At 71.1% G+C, this 17,274-nt stretch carries 5 protein-coding genes; all 5 read left to right on the top strand.

Annotated elements, in window-relative coordinates; genetic code table 11:
- The first annotated feature begins 53 nt into the window (after positions 1 to 53).
- Complete coding sequence (locus HWX55_RS15535; protein ID WP_175976355.1) at positions 54 to 452, top strand: winged helix-turn-helix domain-containing protein; 399 nt, start codon at positions 54 to 56, stop codon at positions 450 to 452.
- Positions 453 to 864: 412 nt separating this feature from the next.
- A complete protein-coding gene (sctQ, locus tag HWX55_RS15530) occupies positions 865 to 2,019 on the top strand; it encodes a type III secretion system cytoplasmic ring protein SctQ (RefSeq protein ID WP_175976354.1) in 1,155 nt (384 codons plus the stop codon).
- A 3-nt stretch (positions 2,020 to 2,022) separates the two neighbouring features.
- Positions 2,023 to 2,697, top strand: coding sequence for a type III secretion system export apparatus subunit SctR (sctR, locus tag HWX55_RS15525; RefSeq protein ID WP_006480865.1), 675 nt, complete (start codon positions 2,023 to 2,025; stop codon positions 2,695 to 2,697).
- Entirely contained in the window at positions 2,697 to 3,485 is a 789-nt protein-coding gene (locus HWX55_RS15520; protein WP_175976353.1) for a lytic transglycosylase domain-containing protein, read from the top strand. Before sctR ends, HWX55_RS15520 begins: the two co-directional genes overlap by 1 nt.
- Before the next feature lie 252 nt (positions 3,486 to 3,737).
- Complete coding sequence (locus HWX55_RS15515) at positions 3,738 to 17,231, top strand: LWXIA domain-containing protein (protein ID WP_175976352.1); 13,494 nt, start codon at positions 3,738 to 3,740, stop codon at positions 17,229 to 17,231.
- Positions 17,232 to 17,274: the final 43 nt, after the last annotated feature.

Below are 17,274 nucleotides of genomic sequence, written 5' to 3'. Positions count from 1 at the left end.
AGTTGCAGCACAGGACCCCGCAAACACTCCTTTACGGACATGCGAGGGCCACCATGGATTGCAAATACCTGTACATCGACAACATAAAAATCAACTTCGTCCGCCGCACGATCGAAATCGACAACAAGGTCGTCGACGTGACCCCGCGCGAATTCGACGTCGTCGAATTCCTGCTCGACAACATGAACAAGATCGTGCCGCGGCAGGCAATCCAGGAAGCCGTATGGGGCCGCGAGCTCGGCGTGTCGTCGCGCACGCTCGACACCCATATCTCGCGGATCCGTTCGAAGCTGCAGCTCGAACACGACAAGAACCTGCGCATCATCCCGATCTACGCGGTCGGCTATCGTCTCGTGCTGTTCGGTGCGGCGATGACGCACGTCGAGCGCCACGACGCGGCGCCGATCGTGCGCGCGGCGCCGCAGCCGGCGATGTCCGCCGACTACGCGTAACGCTTCACCCGCGCGCCGCCCGTTCGCGGCGCGCCGGCAACGCCTCCCCACCGCGCTGCGCGGATCCGCAGCCCCTCGCGACCTGCCAGCCGGATGCGGCCTGCCCGCCGTCCGGCCCCGCCAGCCAGTCGCGCCCCGACCGCCGCCTCCGGGCGGCGGTTGCCTTTGATCGCCAGCCGTCGCGCCGCCCGCTTCATCGCCGGCCGCCGCACCCCGCTGCACCCTGCCGCACTTCGTCACGCTTCGTAGCGCCGCGCTCCCGCCGTCTGCGCGCGCTGGTCGCGACTACGGATTCCGGCGCGGCACGCGGCCATCGCCGTCCCTACAATCGACGCAGCAGCCGCGCGCCCCTCGGCGCCGCCGGCATCAGAACAACCCGTCGAACCGACGCCGAATCCGCCCCGATCCCGCCGTGCCTGCGCTGTTCCTGACGAATGCCGACGCCGGCGACGCCGCGAACCGGGCCATGCCCGCCGCTTCCCCGCCGCCCGCCGCCGCGCCGGCCGCGGTCGCGCTCGACGCGTCGCCGTACCTGCCGCGCCTGTCCGCCGCCGCCGCGCGCGGGCTGTCGCATGCGTATTGCGCGACCGGCGCCGTCCCGATCACGCTGGGCGAGCACGCGTACGAGGTGCGCTGGCGCGTCGACGCCGAGCCGGCCGCCGATGCGCACGCGTACCGCTTCGTCGTCGGCCCGGCCGCCGGCACGCTGTGGATCGATCCGCTCGCGGAAACCGAATGGCTCGGCGACGCGGCCGATCCGGCAGTCCCTGCCGTGATCCGCGCGGCGCTGCTCGCCGACCTGTGCGCGCCGCTCGCGGCCGTGCTGCAGGCGGCGACGCGGCAGCGCGTGGAATTGCTGCCGCCGCCCGACCACGCGCCCGCCTGGCGCGCGTCGCCGGCCGCGCTGCGGTTCGAGCTGCGGCGCGCCGACGCCGCGTGGCGCTGCCACGGCGCGCTGCTGTTCGACGCGCCGGATGCGTTGGCCGTGTTCTTCGCGGCCGCGCCGGCCGCGCTCGCCGACGCGCGCGCGGCCTACGCGAGCCTGCCCGTACCGCTCGTGTTCGAGATCGGCCGCACCGAGCTGACGACGGCCGAACTGGCCGACGTCGTCGGCGGCGACATCATCGCGATCGAGCGCTGGCAGGCGCACGAGCAGAACCTGCTGTGCGTCGCGCGGCTGCCGGCCGCGCCGGCGTGGGAGATCACCGGACGGCCGTCGGGCAACCGGCTGACCGTCGAACGAATCAGGGAGATGCCTTTGGAACCGACCCGCACCGACTCCGCGCCGCCGACGACGCACGACGCGCCGCCCGCCGACGCACCGCGCTCGCTCGACGGCCTCGCGGTCGACCTGCGCTTCGAGCTGCCGCCCACGTCGATGCCGCTCGGCGAGTTGAGCGCGCTGCAGCCGGGCGCCGTGATCGAGCTGCAGCAGGGCATCAACCAGAGCGTGATCCATCTCGTCGCGAACGGGATGCTGATCGGCACCGGCCATCTGATCGCGGTCGGCCAGAAGCTCGGCGTACGCGTCGTCACGCTGACGCAACCCGCGCCGCGCGAGCGCTGAACGATGGGCAACCTGCCGAATCCGGTCGCGCTGATCGCGGTGATCGCCGCGCTCGGCATCGCGCCGTTCGCGGCGCTGATGGTGACGAGCTACACGAAGCTGGTGGTCGTGCTCGGCCTGCTGCGCTCCGCGCTCGGGATCCAGCAGGTGCCGCCGAACCTGGTGCTGAACGGCATCGCGCTGATCCTGTCGCTGTTCATCATGGCGCCCGTCGGGATGTCGATCCGCGACGCGCTGCAGGCGCGCCACTTCGATGCGTCGGGACAGTTGTCGACGTCGGACATCGGCGCGCTCGCCGATGCCGCGCTGCCGCCGATCAAGGATTTCCTCGTCTCGCATACGCGGCAGCGCGATCGCGAATTCTTCGTGCGCACCGCGACGTCGGTGTGGCCGAAGAACCGCGCGGACGGCATCAAGGACGACGACCTGCTCGTGCTGGTGCCGAGCTTCACGCTCGCCGAGCTGACGAAGGCGTTCCAGATCGGCTTCGTGATCTACATCGTGTTCATCGTCGTCGACCTGCTGGTCGCGAACATCCTGCTGGCATTAGGGATGCAGATGATCTCGCCGACGACGATCTCCGTGCCATTCAAGCTGCTCCTGTTCGTCGCGCTCGACGGCTGGTCGCTGCTCGTGCACGGGCTCGTGCTGTCGTATCGGGTCGCCGGAGCCGGATGATGCGCGCACGCGCCCTGCGAACCGCCGCCGCGTGCGTTGCCGCGTTCGTCGCGCTCGTGCTCGCGTGCGGCCAGCCCGGCGTCGCGCAGGCAGCCGGCAGCGCCACCGGTTTCGCGCAACTGGCGCGCGCGTGCGCGCCGAACGTCGACCCCGCTACGCTCGCCGCGCTCGTGCGCACCGAGTCGGGCTTCAATCCGTATGCGATCGGCGTGGTCGGCGGGCATCTGGCGCGCCAGCCCGCCTCGCTCGACGAGGCGCGCGCGACCGCGCGCGAACTGTCGTCGCGCGGCTTCAGCTACAGCGTCGGTCTCGCGCAGGTGAACGAACGCAATTTCGCGAAATACGGGCTCGACGAAGCGACGATGTTCGAGCCGTGCCGCAATCTGCGGGCCGGCGGCGCGATCCTGACCGAATGCTTCGCGCGCTCGTCGGGCACCGGCCGCGCGACGCAGGCCGCGTTGCGCGCGGCGCTGTCGTGCTATTACAGCGGCAACTTCACGACCGGCTTCTCGACCGGCTACGTGAGCCGCGTCGTCGCGAGCGCGCAGCGCAACGCGCACGAAGGCGGCATCGAGCCGATCCCGGTCGTGCGCGACGTGCCGCCGCCGGCGCGGCAGCGCCGCATGGATGCGGCCGCGACCACGCCGCCCGACCGCGTGCGCCGGCTGCCGTTGCCGGCCGCCTCCGCCGACGCACCGTCGTGCCATGCGCGCCCGGTCGTGATGATGTGCCGCGGCTTGCCGGCGAGCCAGGCGAAGCGGCTGTGCGTGCGGTGTCTCGATCAGTGATCGCATGATCGCGCGCGGCGCCGGACGCGCGCGTCCGCGCCGCTTTCAGGGGTCCGAACGACGCCGCGCGGCATGGCTGCCGCACGCCGCGCGCATCTCGTAGCCCGCGCGACGCCGGGGCGCCGAGCGCTTCCTGCCGCTACGAAACAGCGGCGTTCCCGCCGCCGGGTGCGTCCGTACACTCGAACGATCACGTCGCGGCGTGCAGGACGCCGCGCGTGCCGCGCATCGCGCGGCTCAACGGAGACGAGCATGCTGTTGATCGACGGATTGGGACTGGGTGTCAACTGGCAGCGCTTCCTGTCGGAAACGCTGAATCCGGTCGTTGCACCGCCGCCCCCGCCTCCGCCGCCGCCGAAGAAGGACGATCCGGCCGCCGGGCCCGCGAACCCGACCGCGGCGCCGCCGATTCCCGTCACCGCATCGCTGGCCACCGATCCGTCGAAGCCGACCAACGCCGAGATCCAGTCCGCGACGTCGCTGATCCAGAGCATGGCCGCGCAATATACGGCGCCGCCGCCCGACATCACGGTCGAGAACGACAAGACGCGCGCGGTACAGAAAGCGATCCAGGACGCGCAGACGAAATACGACAACGCGTCGCAGACGCTGCAAGGCGCGCAGAACGTGCTGCATCTGGTCAACCGCGATCCCGAGTCGACGGCCGACGACCGCAAAACCGCGCAGGCCGACTACGCGAAGGCACGCACGACAGCCGACACCGCGCAGCGCGAGCTGAACGTGACGACCGACGCCGGCTACATGATCCTGTACGGCGAACAGGCGAACGCCGACATGCCGGCCGGGATGAAGATCGACGATTCCGGCAAGGTGACCGACCCCGGCGACGCGCAGCACGCGGCCGACCAGCAGTTCAAGACGCTGCTCGACGCCTTCCCCGATCATGCGAACGATCCGAACTGGGTGCCGCAACCGGGCGACTGCAAGAACCCGCTGCAGATCCGGCTCTACGACAATTGGCAGACCGCGAGCGCGAAGGCGGCCGTGGGTGCGTCGAAATACTTCGCGGACGTCGCGAATTCCAACCTCGCGTATACGCAGTTCCAGTCGTACCTCGCCGATCCGGACTACAAGGCCGCGCTCGATGCGGGCGTCGGGCGGCTGAACGACGCGTTGCAGCCGCTGGAGCTGCAGGTCACGATGCCCGATGCGCCCGCTTCGCGGGATGCCGCGCAGCAGGCCGTCACGTCCGCCGCGAAGGATGCGAACTATGCGAACGCCGCGTACGGCGCGGCCAACGACAGCCTGGCGCTCACGAACGCACAGCAGCGCTACGATTCGGCCAGCGGCAAGGAAGGACCGACGGTGGTCGTCGCGAACGAGGTGTCGGACGCGAAGACCGCGCTCGCCCGCGCGCAGACCGCCGCGAACACGAGCGGCGGCTATCTGCAGATGCTGTCCGCGCAGCGGCAGGTCGACACGCTGCAGGCCGACTATACGAAGAAGCAGGATGCATCCAGCGCGTGGCACAAGGACAATCCGCACGCGATGATCAAGGATCCGCAGGTCGATATGGACCTCGGCGATGCGTATGCGAAGCTCGATCAGGCGAAGCAGCAGGCGAGCATCGCGCACGACGGCTTCGTCGTCGCGTACGGCGCGACGCTCGCGCAGCAGTACGACGATCAGGCGTCGCAGCTCAAGGCGAAGGTGAACGCGCAATCGATCTTCACGAAACCCACGCTTCAACCGCCGCTGCTGACGCCGTCGCTGTCGACCGCGAACGGCCTGCCGGGTGTGCCCCCATCGTCGTTGTCGACGGCGACGTCGGCCGCCCCCACCGGCACGCCGACGCTGCCGAGCGCGTCGCCGCAGGCCTCGCCGACGTTGCGCGGGTCCAATGGCGCATCGTCGCTGCCCGCGTCGCCGCTGCTCGACCGCCCGTTCCTGCTGCCGCAGTCGTCGGGCCCGACCGCCGCGCAGGCCGGCCCGACGATGCTCGACGTGAAGCGCATGCAGACCGTCGCGGGCGCGATCCGCGCGGCCGACAGCCGGATGTCGGATTCGGTCAACGAGCGCGCGACCCAGCTCGCGCTGTCGCAGGCGCACATCAAGCAGACGCAGGCGAAGAGCACGCTCGAGTCGGTGCAGAAAAAGTACGACGACTGGGCAGCCGCGAATCCGCCGCCGATGCGCTTTCGCACCGTCTCGGGCGACGACATGATCCCGGCGCCGTCGGCGCCGCGTCCGAACCTGTATCAGGACGAGCTCGACAAGGCAAAGGCGGCCGTCACGCAGGCCGACAACGCGGTGCAGCGCCTGCAGCTGCTGAGCGAAACGTCGCACCAGCAGGTGCTGATGGACGGGTTCGACGCCGGCCTCGACGAACGGCTGCGCTATGCGGCGCCCGGTTCGGACGCCGAGAACGACTACAAGAAGGCGCTGCACGATTTCTATGAAGCGCATCGCGGCGAGTTGTCGAACTCGCTGCTCGACGCAGCCAGCGCGAGCACGAACAACGGCGGCACGATCGCGTTCGGCAAGCTGACCGACAACGAGCAGCGCAATCTGATCGGCGTCGCGCTCGGCATGCAGCCGGACGTCCAGAACGACGCGGCGTCGAGCGACGGTTCGGATCCCGTATCGCCGACGAAGGACGACGTCGCGCGCTACACCGACAAGGACAAGCTGAAGACGATCAACAGCGTGCGCGACAAGCTGCTGTCGATCGGCGGCGGCGCGACGACGCAGGTCAGCGTGTTGCCGATGGTCTACGCGGCCAAGGATGCCGGCATGACCACTAGCGCGCTGTTCAAGGTCAGCGGCAAGGACGGCACGCAGTACGTCGACGAGACGGCGAGCAACTACGACGACATCAACGATTACATCGACAACAACGAGCTGTCGACGGACGGCACCGTCGACATCGCGACCGGCCACAACGCGGACGGCACGCTGCAACTCGTGTCGAAGGCCGCGCATCACGAAAGCGGCTTCGACAGTTTTCTGAACACGCTGACGAGCACGGGCCTGAACATCGGCATGATGGTCGGCGGGATGGCGCTCGAAGGTCTCGGCACGCTGCTCGACGGCACCGGCATCGGCGCGATCGTCGGCGTGCCGCTGAACATCCTCGGTGCGGGGATGATGTATACGGCGATCGGCGCGACGATGACGAGCGCCGGACTCGATCTGGCCAATCGCGCCGACCACGGGCGCAGTCTCAATCCGTTTACCGACCCGGGCGCGCGGGCCGACTTCATCAACCTCGTGCCGATGGGCGCGGCGGGCGCCGCGAAACTGGCCGGCAGCAAGCTGTTCACGCGCGCGGTCACGGCGCTCACGCGCACGCCGAAGGTCGCGTCGGTGCTCGCCACCGGCGCGCGGACCACCGCGGTCGTGACGGGCGTGGGCGGCGCGGTCGAGGCGTTCGGCGAAGCGGGCTACGAGTATTTCGTCACCGGGGACAAGAAGGCGGCCGGCGAGCAGCTCAAGTCCGGGATCACCAACGTCGCGTTGATGGCCGCCGGCGGCCTCAAGGAACGCGCGGTGACATCGGTGCGCACGCGCATCGGCCAGCCGGTGCCGATCCGCGGGGCCGACGGCAAGACCGTCAGCGTCGACAGCCAGACGATCGGCCGGATTCTCAACAGCGGCGACGCGTCGTCGCTCGCGGCCGGCCGCACGCGCGTGACGCTCGACGGCGAAGCCGTCAAGGTGTCGCCGGACGGCACGCTGCGCGTGGGCGACAAGGTGCTGACCTACGACAACACGCCGATTCGCGTGCTCGACCGCGCATCCGCGAAGCGCCTGCCGCCGGGCAAATCGGTGGTGCTCGGCGAGGACGGCACGCTGTCCGTCGTCTCGGTGTCGCCGAAGGCCTGGACCAATGGCACGCGCGTCGACGACGTGGCAGGCACCGGCGAGCGCATGTCGTTCGGCCCCGACGGCGAGATGAGCGTGACGCCGAAGATCGTCGCGAAGACGCCGCTCGACGTGCTGCAACACGTGCTCGACCAAGCGAGCGACGCCTACCGGCAGACGGTCGCCGGCGCGCAGGCGCCGCGCCGCCTCGCGCAGACGGCGGCCGAAGGCGAAGCCGCGAGCGTGTCCGCCGACGCGCGCAGGACGCGCCGCACCAGCGAGGAACACGCCCGCGTGCAGCAGCAGCGCGACGAAACCGATGCCGAAAGCAGTACGACCGCGAGCACCAACCGGCGTAGCGCCGACACGCAATCGATGCGCTGGCGGCCCGTCGCGGCCGACGAGCCGGCCGGCCCGGGCACGCGCGCGAAGCCGGACGGCGCGCCGCCGCGCGTCAACGCGAAGGTCGTCGATCTGACGGACGACGCGCCCGTCGCGCGCGCGGCGACGTCCGATCCGGCCGGCATCGCCGTGCCGCGCGGGCCGAGCGCCGAGCCGATGGAAATCGGCGATCGCACGGTCTACGTGGTGCGCAGCGGCGCGACGCCCGACGCGCCGGGTGCGCGGCCATCGTCGCCGCGCCCGCAGGATCTCGCGGAACCGGTGATCGTCGTCGCCGGCGAACACGACGCGGCGCTCGCACCCGAGCTCGCGAACCGCTGGCAGAAGCCCGTCTATGCCGCCGCGCCCGATGCATTCGGGGCGGACGGCCAGTTGCGCGCGGGCGCGCGCGTGCTGCGCTTCGATCCCGCGCCGGAGACGGTCGCGGCCCATGAAGCCGGCCTGCCGGCCGGCATCGCGCCCGACGAAACGCCGCCGGCTGCGCCCCGCGCGGCTGCCGACGACACGGTGATCGTGCTGGCCGGCAAGCGCGGCGCGAACGAACCGGCGATGCCGCGCACGGCTGCGCCGCCCGAGCCGGTCAACGCGCTCGATGGCGTGTTCAGCGCGCCGAACCGCGTGCTCGTGCTCGTCAAGCCGGAACGCGCCGGCACGCCCGAGCGGATGGCGGAACGCGAAACGGCCGCGGCCGACCGCGGCGCACGCGCGCTCGACGACGCCGGCGGCCAGGCCGACCGCGCGCCGACAGGCGGCGAACGTCGCACCGCGGCGAACGACGACATCGGCCTCGCCGCCGCGCACCCTGAAACGACCGAGACCGCCCCGCCCGACGCCGCGAAGCCGGGCTGGGTCACGCGGATGCAGATGCGCTTCGGCGGCGCGGCGCTGCCCGAAGCCGCGCAGGCGCTCGCGATGCAGTCGGGCACGCTCGCCACGCAACTACGCATGCTGCAGGACGCCGGCTGGCGCGTGACGCTCGGCAAGCGCGGCGGCGGCAGCCGCATCGATCCGCGCAAGCGCCGCGTGACGATCGACGGCGCGCTCCAGCATCCGGGCAGCATCACCTATACGCTCGCGCACGAAGCGCGCCATGCGGTCGAGGCGATGGCCGGCGTGCTGAACCTCGACTACGGCAACCGCAGCCGCTTCACGCGCAAGGCGCTCGAAGCCGAGGCGCGCGCGCAGATCAACGCGTTCGAGGCACGCTACGAAATCGAGCTCGCGGGCGGCGGCGACATCGCCGCGCACGTGCGCCTGCCGGATGCGATCGAGCGCGAAGGCGCCGCATGGCGCGCGCCGTCGCGCGACTATGCGGGCACGGTCGGACGCCTCGTCGACGCATTCGCCGATGCGCCCGTGTCGGGCCGCGACGGCGAGACCTACCGCGATTTCTACGACGACGTATGGTCGCGCCAGAAGCGCCGCGGCGGCATCCCGCGCCGGATGCCCGCGCCGCAGACGCACGAGACGGGCGACGTGCCGCACGGGGTGCGCAGCTTCGACGAACGCGTGGCATGGAGCCGCGCGCATGCCGAATATGCGTCGCCGTTCGGCGACGGGCCCGTGCCCGCGGCGGCCGACCTGCAGGCGGCGCGCAGCCGCCACTTCACGATGCTGGAGGACGAAGGCGTGTTGATGCTGCACGCCGACACGTTGCCGGACGGCACGCTGCTCGCCGGCGGGCGGCCCGCCGGCGTGCATGAATACGCGCTCGACCAGGCGCCGTCGTTCCTGGTCAAGGACGGCTATTCGATCGTGCTGTCCGCGAAGCACGGCGGCGAGGCGGCGGCCGCCGGGCTCGCGAATCTGTGGCAGCGGCCGGTGTACGCGCCGCCCCCGCACGCGGTCGGGGAACGCGCGGCGCTGCTCGACACTGGCGTGTTCCGCCGCTACGACCCGGCGCCCGCGGCACCGCACGATCTCGGGCAACTGGCGGCCGACGCCGACGGCGTGCACCTCGAAAGCAATCCGGCGGCGCGGATCGACGTCGAGCGTCACGTCGGCGAGTTGCTCGGCGCCGGCGCCGAAAAAACCGTGTTCGCGCTCGGCCACGATGCCGCGCTCGCGGTTTACGACAACGGCCCGCATACGTCCGAAGCGCGCCAGATCGAGGCGGCGATCGACGAGAGCATCGCACTCGACGATCTCGCGTCGTACGGGCTGAAGACGGTGACGATGGACGGCCCGTTCTCCGCGCTGAATCGCGTCGCCGTGCTGTACCGGCCGCTCGGCGTGTTCCACAGCTTCGGCTTCGAGACGGGCGGGCTGCCGCGCGTGGTGTCGCGCGCGGCGCTCGAGCACATCCGGCAGATCCGCGAAGTCGTCGAACGCACCGGCATCGGCTTCGACCTGCAAGGCCTCTTCACGCGCGGCGGCGATTTCCTGCTGAGCGACCCCGGTGCGATCGGCATGGGCGCGGGCGAGCATTTCACCACGCTGCAGCGGCTCGCGGTGATCGAACGCGCGCTGACGCAAGGCCTCGAGCGCGGCCACGTCGAACTCGCGCATCCGCGACTCGCCGAAACGCCGCCGCCCGATGCGTTCGTGCAAAAGCCGTCGGTCATCACGCGCGTGCGGATGCGCTTCGGCGGCGCGCCGCTGCCGAAGGAAGCGTACCGGCTGATCGACGCATCGAGCCTGCTGTCGCAGCAGCTTCAGCTCGGCGCCGACGCAGGCTGGAAAGTCGTGCGCGGCAAGCCGGGCGGCGGCAGCAAGATCGACACGCGCCGGCGGCGCGTCACGATCGACGGCGGGCTGCAGTCGACCGGATCGATGGTCTACGTGCTCGCGCACGAAGCCCGCCATGCGCTCGAGGCCGCGACCGGCACGCTCGGGCTCGACTACGGCTCGACGCAGCGCTACGTGCGCAGCGCGCTGCTCGCCGAGGCGCGCGCGCAGGTCAACGCCTTCGCGGTGCGCGACGAGATCCGCGCGAACCTCGGCATCGACATCGGCCGCCACGTCGCGCTGCCCGATGCGATCGCCAACGAATACGGCCGCGCGCGGGCCGGCGACGCCGCCTCGCTCGCGCGCCTCGCCGACGCGTTCGAGCACAGCCCGACGTCGCTCGACGGCGGCGTCACCTACGGCGAGCTGTATCGGCGCCACGCGCAGGCCGCGCAGCGTACCGGCGTCACGATGCCGGCGCCGCGCGAGACGGCCGCGACACTCGCCGAAGAAACGGCATGGTCGCGCGCACGTGCGGTGAAGGCCTCGCCGTTCGACGGCAAGCCGGTCGCCGGCGTCGACGCGCTGACGCTCGATCGCTCGGGTCCGCTGTCCTACGACCGCGACGGCCGCATCGTGATCGTGCATGGCGTCACCGACGCGCAAGGCCGCCTCGTCGATCCGGACGGCCGGCCGTACACGCCGGTCGAGGTCACGCTCGCGCACCGCTCGGTGCTCGGCCTGCCCGGCTCGTCGGTGATTCTGTCGGCACGCAACGGCCGCGACGCGGCCGCATGGCTCGCGAACGTCTGGCAGCGCCCCGTCTACGCGCCGCCGACGATCGCGGTCGGGCGCGGCGCCGAGGCGCGGCTCAGCCATACCAACGCGTGGCTGCGCTACGATCCGGCGCCGCACCAGCGCCCGGACCTCGGCGCGCTCGACGTCGACGGCAACGGCGTCCACGCGAGCGGCGATCCGGCCGCACGCGTGCCGGTCGAGCGCTTCACCGGCGCGGCCACCGGCGCCGGCATCGAGAAGACCGTGTTCGAACTGGGCCGCCGCAATGCGATCGGTCTCTACGAGGGCACCGACAATCGCGCGATTCTCGGCCACATCGAATCGATCCGCCTCGAACAGGAAGGGCTCGCGGCGCTGCGCGCACACGGGCTGCGCACGCTTACGGTCGGCGGCCCGTTCGCGGCATTCGATCGCGTGGCCGTGATGTACGCGCCGTTCGCGTCGCTGAGCAGCCACGACGTGATGGCCGGCATGCTGCCGTCGCGCGTCACCCGCGACGCCTTCGCGCAGCTCGACCGCGCGCGCGACATCACCGCGCAGCACCGTCTGTACTACGACTTCGAAGGCGTGTTCGACGCGCACGGCGACTTCTACCTGAGCGACCCGTCGACGGTCATGACCGATGCGCCGAAGCTGAACGTGGAAGGCATCGTCCGCGAGATCGGCACGCTGCGCGTGATGCTCGAGGACGGCATCGCGCGCGGCGCGATCGAGCTCGCGCATCCCGGCATCACCGAGCACTTGCCGCCCGACGCGTTCGTGCAGAAGCCGTCCGTCATCACGCGCATCCGGATGCGGTTCGGCGGCGCGCCGCTGCCCAAGGCCGCCCATGCGCTGGTCGACCGCTCGAGCCTGTTGCGCCAGCAGGTCGCGCTGGCCGGCGAGGCCGGCTGGAAAATCGTGGTGGGCCGGCCCGGGCGCGGCAGCCGGATCGATACCGCGAAGCAGCGGATCGTGCTCGACGGGCAGTTCTACGGCGCCGGCACGCTCGTCTACACGCTCGCGCACGAAGCGCAGCACGCGGTCGAGACGATCACGCGCCGCCTCGCGCTCGACCGCTCGTCGCCGGACGCGCTGACCGACAGCGCGCTGATGGCCGAGGCGCGCGCGCAGGCGAACGCGTTCGCGGTGCGCCGCGAAATCCTCGACGATGGCGGCATCGACATCGCCCGGGACGCCCGCCTGCCCGATACGATCGCACGCGAAGCCGACCACGTGATGCCCGGCGACGAAGCCGGGCTGCGCCGGCTCGCGGCCGCCTTCGGCGACGTCGCGCCGTCCGTGCCGGGCCACGCGACCTATCGCGCGTACTACGCGAGCCAGGCCGACGCGATGCATGCGCTCGGCATGCCGAGCGAGATGCCGGCGCCCGCGCCGCAGCCGGCATCGAACGCGCCGGTGCCCGCGGCGACGGCTGACGCCGCGCGCCGCCAGCATGCGCTCGATCACCTCGCCTCGCACGGCAAGCGCGACCTGATCCGCATCGACGGTTCGCAACTCGCGTCGCTCCAGCAGATGAAGGATGCGTTCGGCACGAATGCGTACGTGCTGATCGCCGAGCATGAAGCGCGGCCGGACGCGTCGATCGACGCGCGCCATGCGCAGCCGAAGTTCGTCGCGAGCATGCGCACCGACGAGCACGGTACGTTCGTCGACAAGGCGTCCGCCGATCCGGCCGTGTCGATCCCCGACGCGGTCTATCGCGCGCTGAAGGACAACGGCAGTGCGGAACGGGCGGACGTCGATTTCTACGTGTCGCCCGTGCCGCTCGCGGAATTGCGCGAGTACGGCGGCGCCGCGCGAGTCACCGCGCGCAGCGACGGCCGCACGTGGGAAGCCGAACAGGCGGCCGCGACGCCCGACGCGGACGTCGTCACGACGCTGAAGTCGCTTGCCGACGCGCCGCGCTTTCGCCGGCCGAAGCAGGCGGCGAAAGCGGCCGGCGACGGCGCGACGCTTTACGCGATCGACAAGGAAACCGGCAAGGTGCTCGGCTACGCGACGCGCAACGCCGCGCACGACTGGACCTATCACGAGTCGACGTCGCTCGGCGACGCGACGATCGCGCCGCGCGATCTCGGCGCCGCATTCCGCCGGCGCGCGCGCAACCTGTCCGGCGGCCGGCGCGGCGTGCGATTCGTCGTGACGGACGTCGCGCACGACACGGTCGAGCGCTACGGCGGCTTCGCGCCGGCGGAAATGCGCAAGGCGCTCGGCGACGAGAAGCCGCCGATGCAGAAACTCGGCACGCGGGTGCAGCGCGGCCTCGCGAAAGCCGACCCCGGCGTGCGCCGCAAGATCGCCGAGATCGAAGGCGCCGACAGTCCGTTCCTGCCGCCGAAGCTCGTCCCGGACAGCAAGCAGCTCGCGATCGACTTCAGCGGCGCGAACACGCTGCACCTGATGCGTGCGCTGGAACTGAAGGCGCTGGGCGGCGATCACTACGTGTACGTGTACGAGACCGATCATCCGGTTGCCGAATCGCTGCATACGCGCCGCGGCATCATCGCGATCCACGACGGCAACGCGCTCTGGTACGACAACGCCGAGCAATTGCGCGACCACCCGGACGCGGGCCGCCCGCTCGACGAGATGCCGCTCGGGCGCGGCCCGTTCGGCGCGAACCAGCACTTTCTGCTGTCGACGCTCGCGCCCGAGGCGTTCGATCCGCGCGCGACCGCCACGCAGAAAGCCGCGCTCGCGCAACGACTCACGCAGCTGCTCGACGAGAAGTCGTATTTCGATGCGTTGCCGCAGAAGTTCGACCTCGCCACGCGCTGGATCCGCACGCAGATCGCCGGCCAGATCGATCGCGTGAAAGCCGCTCAGGCCGACCTCGCCGCGGCCCAGCAAGCCGCGCAGCCGGCGGGCGGCGGCGCCAGCGGCGCAACCGGCCCCGCCAGCCGGGTCCGCAATGCGCTGCGCGGCAAGGGCGGCCGGCGCAACCGCCGCGCCGCGAACGCGGCAAACGCGTCGAATGCGCCGAAGCCGCCGAAAACGCCGGCGGCCAAGCCGCTGACGCTGCGGCCATACCAGCCGAGCCTGGGTTCGAGCACGGTCGCGGAATGGGTGATGCGTTACGGCGCCGCGAAGGTGGCCGACTGGTTCCCGACGATCGACCGCGTGAAGGCGGTCACCGCACGCAAGAACCAGCCCGATGCCGGCGGCCTCGCGCTGACCGACGAACCGCAGACGATCCTGGCCGACGCACCGATGCTGAAGGCGCTCGGCATCCCCATCGGTCTCGCGCGCGAGGTGTCGAGCATGCCGTCGCGCGGGCCGGTCGCCGATCCCGGCGGCGATCACAACCGCTTCGTGAAGTGGATGCAGGCGTACGCCACGCGCCACAGCGCGGCACGCATGATCGACAAGCGCGCGATCCAGGCGTTCGTGCGCGCGCCGGCCGAGATCCAGGACCGCGTCGCGCCGATGGCGCGTGCGTTCAACCTGCGCGACGATCCCGCGCTCGCGGTGCGCTACGTCGAGCAATATGGCGGCGCGATGCCGGTGGTGTCGATTCCGGTCGATCCGCATACGCTCGCGGCCGCGCGCGGCGGCAAGCACGATCCGGCGTTCATCCGGCGCGCGCGCCAGTTCGGCTCCCCGATCGGCGCGCGCTACAACGAGGCCGACGCGACGATCACGCGCGAGGCGCCGGACGGCACCACGCGCACGCTCGAGCTCGACGACATCGCGCATCTGCACAAATGGCTCACCGCGGCATCGCGCCACGGCTTCCAGCTTCGTCTCGAAGCGGCGTCGGGCCGCCCGCTCGTCTCCGCGGACGACCGCCGCACGATCGCCGGCACCAACGACAGCTATGCCGAATACACGCGGCTGATGACGTCGTTCGAGACGTGGTCGCACGATCACGCCGGCGAACCCGCGCCGAACGTGATGCTGAGCTTTCACGGATGGGACGCCGTGCTCGAACCGGTGCCGGGCGCCGGCCACGTCGAGCTGCTCGATGCGCTGCTCGACCGCAAGGCGATCGACTGGCTGCACGTCGGGCTGTCGTACGGCACGCACGGCGCCGACTTCATCGCGAACCAGGACCTGACGCGGGCGCTGGCGGAACGGATCGTCGACTATTACCAGACCGACCGTCACGGCAAGTTCGCACGGTTGCACGGCGCCGATGCGCTCACGCGCGTGTTCGAACCGGTGAGCCCCGAGGCGTTCGCGAACCAGCAGCAGGTGCTGTTCGCGGAAATCGCGCGCATCGGCAAGTCGAAAGGGCTGTCCGACGACGCGCTCGCGACGCTGCGCGGCGAACTGTACGAACGCAACACGACCGCGCTCGTCAACCAGGCGCGCAAGGCGACGATCGAGCATGCGATGACGCAGTGGGCGGCGGCCGATCATCCGCCCGCCACGCGCACCGAAAAACTCGCCCGCCGCTTCGGCGAACGCTGGCTCGCGGAAGCCGGCGGCCGCGCGCCGGCACGCGGCACCGTCGTGTCGACCGCCGATCCCGCCGGGCCGCTGCCCGACAGTCGCGCGTACTGGCAATCGGTGGTCGAGCGCGAAGCGCTGAAGAACGATCCGTCGAAGCCGATCAGCGTCGGCCGGCAGATCGCGGCGAACCCGAAACAGGCGAAGATGATCGAGGAACTGCAGGCGCTCGCGCAGATCAACGCGCTGCGCGTGCATCGGCCGTCGTTCCGCAAGGCGGAGCTGTGGAAGTCGATCGGCTTCAGCTCGCTCGTCACCGGTGCGGGCGCGCTCGTGATCGCCGATACGCTCGGCGCGACGCACGTGCTGCGGCAGGACATGCTGAGCAGCGCGACGTCGTCGTTCCTGCTGGGCTCGCGTCTCGGTCGCGTGTTCCAGGTCATGCACCAGGGTGCGGTGCGCAGCCTGCAGGCCGGCGATCCGAAGGCCGCGCAGGCGGTGCTCACGCGGCTCGAAGTGACGCTGTCGCGGCAGTTGCGCTCGGGCGCGCACGATTACGGCCAGAACCGCCGCGCGCAGCTCGAGCAGATCTCGAACGAAGCGCGGACGCTGGCCGCGCAGTATGTCGAACTGAACCGCGTCGGGCTGATGAGTTTCGACGACGCGACCACCCACATCAAGGCGCTCGCCGCGGACGTGCTCGCGCAGATGCAGGGCACCGTCGGCGGTACGTCGCTGCAGCAGCTCCATACCGGCAACCCGCGTCACCTGTTCGGGATCGCGGGCCGCGCGGGCGCCGCGATCACGTCGACCGCGACGCTCGCGGTCGGCATCAGTGGCGTCGTGCACGCGCACGGGGCGTTCGATCTCGCCTACGGCTCGGCCGCCATCGCGAGCGGTGCGTTCGGCGCCACATATGCGGGCCTCGTCTACACGATCGGCGCGCACCGCGTGAATGCGGACAAGCGCAGCCGCATCGTGCGCTTCACCGATTCGGCGAGCGACTTCATGGCCGTCGCGTACGGCGGCCTCGGCACCGGCGTGCAGTGGAGCGGCGGCCATTACGATCTCGCGATCGCGACCGGCGTGTCCACCGCGCTGCTGCTCGGCGGGCGTCTGAACACGCATTTCCCGAACGCGACGCCGCTGATCAAGAAGATCCCGACGGCCGTCGTGCTGATTCCGGTCGGCGCGTTCGCGTACAAGCTGATCGAAGGTCTGTTGACGACGTTCTTCGGCTCGGGGTCCGGTTCGTCGAACCGGTCGAATTCGTCGCAATCGAATCTCGCGCCCGGCGCGTCGCCGAGCGCGTCGGCCAGCCCTTCGGCAAGCGCCGCGCCAAGCGCTTCGGCGAGCGCATCGCCCAGTGCGTCGCCTGCCGCGCCGGCTTCGCCATCGGCCAGCGCCACGCCGTCGACCGCGCAACCGTCTGCGTCGCCGCAGCCCTACATCGTCGTTGCCGGCGATTCGCTGTGGGTCATCGCCGACCAGCATCGCCAGTCGCTACTCGACGCCGCGCACGTGTCGCGCGCCGATCAGCAGGCGATGACGCGCGGCGAGCAGGATACGCGCGCGTTCAACGAGATCCTGCAGCTCAATCCGTCGGTGTCACGCGATCCGAACCGCCTGTCGGTCGGCACGCCGCTGATCGTCGGCTGATCCCCGCGCGCGGTGCGCGTGGCGCCGCGCGCGCCGGTTGCGC

It is taken from the genome of Burkholderia sp. BCC1047, assembly GCF_902833155.1.
Classification (GTDB): domain Bacteria; phylum Pseudomonadota; class Gammaproteobacteria; order Burkholderiales; family Burkholderiaceae; genus Burkholderia; species Burkholderia sola.
Note: the sequence above shows the minus strand (reverse complement) of the source record. Positions and strands in the feature narration are given on the sequence as shown.